Annotated in this window: 3 protein-coding genes and 1 pseudogene; 1 reads left to right on the forward strand and 3 read right to left on the reverse strand. The window is 61.5% G+C overall.

All coding sequences use genetic code 11. The features are described 5' to 3' along the window. Positions 1-103 (forward strand): annotated as a pseudogene (locus ACPYOJ_RS34180) (TIGR02281 family clan AA aspartic protease); the annotation flags it as partial. On the opposite strand, the gene deoA reads toward ACPYOJ_RS34180, so the two are convergent. From deoA to ACPYOJ_RS34195, 3 genes are all read right to left on the reverse strand, one after another. After that, positions 104-1411, reverse strand: coding sequence for a thymidine phosphorylase (deoA, locus tag ACPYOJ_RS34185; protein WP_481420193.1), 1308 nt, complete (start codon positions 1409-1411; stop codon positions 104-106). A gap of 2 nt (positions 1412-1413) precedes the next feature. After that, on the reverse strand, positions 1414-2190 hold the full coding sequence (deoC, locus tag ACPYOJ_RS34190; RefSeq protein ID WP_481420194.1) for a deoxyribose-phosphate aldolase: 777 nt from the start codon (positions 2188-2190) through the stop codon (positions 1414-1416). Next, positions 2190-2892 (reverse strand): purine-nucleoside phosphorylase (locus ACPYOJ_RS34195; RefSeq protein ID WP_481420195.1); only part of this gene is annotated, 703 nt, incomplete at its 5' end. The genes ACPYOJ_RS34195 and deoC, both read right to left, overlap by 1 nt.

Consider the following 2892-nt stretch of genomic DNA (forward strand, 5'->3'; position numbering starts at 1 on the left):
GCTCAAGGACGAGGCGCTTTCGATGACGCTGGTCGGCATGAGCTTCCTGAAGAAACTGCAATCCTACTCGGTCGCGGACGGGGCGCTCAATCTGAAGCAATAATCAGATACGACCCGAAATCACCGGGGGCAGATACGGCTCGTTGCCGGAGATGCGGTAGTTTGCGCCGAGTGAGGCGGCCGCCTTTTCCGCAGCCGCTTCGCTTGCGGCATGAACGATGGCAATCGTATCACCCTTCTCCACACGGGTGCCGAGCGGCAGCAGAGCGGAGAAGCCCACCCGATGGTCAATCTTGTCCGCCGGATGACGTCGCCCGCCGCCGAGATCGATAACAGCCATGCCGAGTTCGCGAGCATTGCAGGCTGAAAGCCAGCCGCTCTCTTTCGCCACGACCGGCTTTTCGATCGGCGCTTTCGCCAGATAGTTTGCGGGCTTCTCGACAAAATCCGCCGGGCCACCGAGCATGTGCACCATGCGGCCAAAGACCTCCGCCGCCTTGCCCGACGTCAGTGCCGCGCGGGCTTTCACTTCGCCATCTTCCAGGGACGGACAAATACCGGAGCTCGCCAGCATCTCGGCTGCGAAGCCCAGAACGACGGCTTCGAGCCGCGTTCCGGCCTTGCTCCCCGTCAGGAAGCCGAGGCAGTTCCATATTTCCACGGCATTGCCCGCCGCGTCCGCCAGCGGCTGGTTCATGTCGGTGATCAAGGCGGAGGTCCTAACCCCTGCTCCGTTCGCCACTTCCACCAGGGACTGTGCCAAGAGCTTTGCCTGCTCGTGGTCGGCCATGAAGGCGCCGTTGCCGGTTTTCACGTCGAGCACCAGGGTCTCAAGACCGGCAGCGAGCTTCTTGGACAGAATGGACGCCGTGATCAGCGGGATGGAATCAACGGTGGCGGTTACATCGCGCACGGCGTAGAGCTTGCCGTCAGCAGGTGCCAGCGAGCCTGTCTGGCCGATGATGGCACAGCCTGCTTCCTCGACGACCTTGCGGAACAGCGCCGCATCCGGCGTAATTCCATAGCCGGGAATGGAATCCAGTTTGTCGAGCGTGCCGCCGGTATGGCCGAGGCCGCGGCCGGAAATCATCGGCACGGCAAGGCCGCAGGCAGCGGCAATCGGCGCCAGCATCAGCGAGACGTTGTCGCCGACGCCGCCGGTAGAATGCTTGTCTGCAATCCGGCGATCGATTCCGGACCATGTGAGCATGGCGCCCGAGCGCGCCATGGCGAGCGTCAGCGCAACGGTTTCCTCACGCGACATCCCCTTGAACCAGACGGCCATGGCGAAAGCCCCGATCTGTCCCTCGGACAGCCGGCCGGCGGCAAGAGCCTCAATGAAGGACTGGATTTCGTCCGCGGAAAGGACACCGCCATTCCGCTTCTTCCGGATGATCTCCTGCGGGATCATGCTCAGTAGCTCGACGCCTTGGCGGGAGCCGATTGGGCGCCGCCAAGGACCGCGAGGATATCATCCAGCAGGCCTGATGCACCGAAACGGAAGGTAGACGGCATCGGCCAATCCGGCGTCATGATCGTCTGCGCAAGGCTGAGATAAAGGGCAGCGTCCACGACAGAGCCGATGCCGCCGGCGGGCTTGAAGCCCACCTTGCGGCCGCTCTGGCGGATCGCGCGGATCATGATGTCCGCAGCCTCGAGCGTTGCATTGACGGCAACCTTGCCGGTGGACGTTTTGATAAAATCCGCACCTGCGTCGATTGCAAGTTCGGATGCGCGGCGGATGAGGCTCGGGTCCTTGATCTCACCCGTCTCCAGGATGACCTTCAGCAGCACGCCCCCGGTGCATTCCGCGCGAACCGCAGTTACCATGTCGGTTACTGCCTTTTCGTTGCCGTCCAGGAACTTGCGGTAGGGAATGACGACGTCGATGTCATCCGCGCCGTCTGCGATCGCCTCGCGCGTCTCGGCGGCAACGTCGGCCACTTCCATGTCGCCGGACGGAAAATTGACAACCGTTGCAATGCGAACCGGATGACCTTTGCCGAGAACCGTGCGTGCGTGCGCGACAAAGCGCGGCCAGATGCAGATCGCGGCACTATTGCCGTAGGGTGTTTGTGCACGGGCGCAGAGCGCATCGATCTGCACTTCGGTGCAATCATCCTTTAGATTGGTAAGGTCAAGAAGCGACAGCGCGACCGCCGCCATCTCCTTCTGGGAGTAAGTGCTCATCAATGCTTCCCTTCACCCGCAATGATTTCCTTCAAAATTGCGGCGAGACTCACGCCACCAACGGGCGCCATGTCCTTGGTTTCTTCGTGGCTGAGTTCGGAACCGGTCATGCCTGCCCCATAATTGGTGATTACGGAAGCTGCCGCAACCCTCAAACCCAGCATTCGTGCGATGATGACCTCCGGCACGGTCGACATGCCGACGGCATCGGCACCGAGAATCCGAGCCATGCGGATTTCCGCGGGCGTTTCGAAGCTCGGACCGGAAAACCACATATAGACGCCGTGAAAGAGCTTGATGTCCAGCTTCTCGGCCGCCTTGCGCATCGAAGCGGCAAGCTCAGCGTCATAGGCATTCGTCATGCCGACGAAGCGACGGTCGCTTTCCTCGCCGATTAGTGGATTCATGCCGGAATAATTGATGTGGTCAGTGATCTGCATCACTGAGCCCGGCGGCATTTCCTCGCGGAGCGAGCCTGCCGAGTTGGTCAGAAAGAGCGATTGCACACCGAGGCCCTTGAGCACCTCGATCGGCAGCCGCATCGCATTCGCATCGCCTCGTTCGTAGAAATGCACGCGGCCCGACAGCATGATGACGGGCACGCCGTCCAGAAGGCCAGATACGACTTCGCCTGCATGTCCAGAGACCGCGCTGACAGGAAAGCCAGGCAGATCCTCATAGGGCGTTCGCACAGCATTCGTC

The sequence above is a fragment of the Rhizobium sp. SVR5-9E genome (assembly GCF_056755095.1).

Coding starts and splice junctions, on each gene's coding strand:
- deoA (WP_481420193.1), bottom strand. CDS start 1,411: ATGATCCCGCAGGAGATCATCCGGAAGAAGCGGAATGGCGGTGTCCTT.
- deoC (WP_481420194.1), bottom strand. CDS start 2,190: ATGAGCACTTACTCCCAGAAGGAGATGGCGGCGGTCGCGCTGTCGCTT.